This is a genomic window from Aquibacillus halophilus (assembly GCF_009649745.1).
In the GTDB taxonomy this organism is placed as follows: domain Bacteria; phylum Bacillota; class Bacilli; order Bacillales; family Amphibacillaceae; genus Aquibacillus; species Aquibacillus halophilus.
This window is the reverse complement of sequence record NZ_WJNG01000036.1, coordinates 1-713: the sequence shown is the minus strand read 5'-3', so window position 1 is coordinate 713 and position 713 is coordinate 1. Positions and strand designations below refer to the sequence as shown.

Here is a 713-nt window from a genome sequence, read left to right as displayed (position 1 = left end):
ACAACCTTACCATCTACAGATACACGAACACCGTCATCTGCCGATGCATCTACGATATACGTTTTTGCTTCTGACAAACGTATATTTTTCGTAAATCTAGCTGAAAAATGATCTTTTGGCACCGTTGCTAATGGTGAGCCTTGACCCCAATTATAGTCAATCGCTGTAACTGGTTCAAAACTATTATTCCCACCAACAATTAATGGAACACCCCTGAATTTATCATTCTCGAAAAATTCGCCAATCCATGTTGATGATGAAGCTATTGCCGATTCATATGGTTCTAGGAAGACGTCCACAGAACTTGTAGCACTTGCTTCGCGATACTGCACTTCAATCAAGTGAATATCTTTTTCATTTGCTGGGACATCATTTCGGTCTGCAACTCTCATTTGAATTGCTTCACCTGCATGTGCGCCTTCGTTCCAACGATCTAAAATCAGTTTACCATCAAGATATACTCGTACACCATCATCTGCTTTTGTTCGTAGAATATAGTTTCCTGCTGTAATCCGCTTCGCAGTGGTATACTTAGCAGAAAAATTATCGACAGGTATTCCTGAAGCAGGACTCCCGGTTCCATTATCCTCTGATAGTTTCCCAAACTGACCTGTTGGTGCTATTACCTTAGACTTCTTTGGTAAACCCTTTAGACTGGTGTTGTCATAATAGTAAGCTAACCAAGAACCGAATGGAACAACGTTAGAAAATAC

Annotated in this window: 1 protein-coding gene; it reads right to left on the bottom strand. The window is 40.4% G+C overall.

The annotated features are described in order from the left end of the window. Positions 1-713 (bottom strand): PA14 domain-containing protein (locus GH741_RS21410; protein WP_240795590.1); only part of this gene is annotated, 713 nt, incomplete at both ends.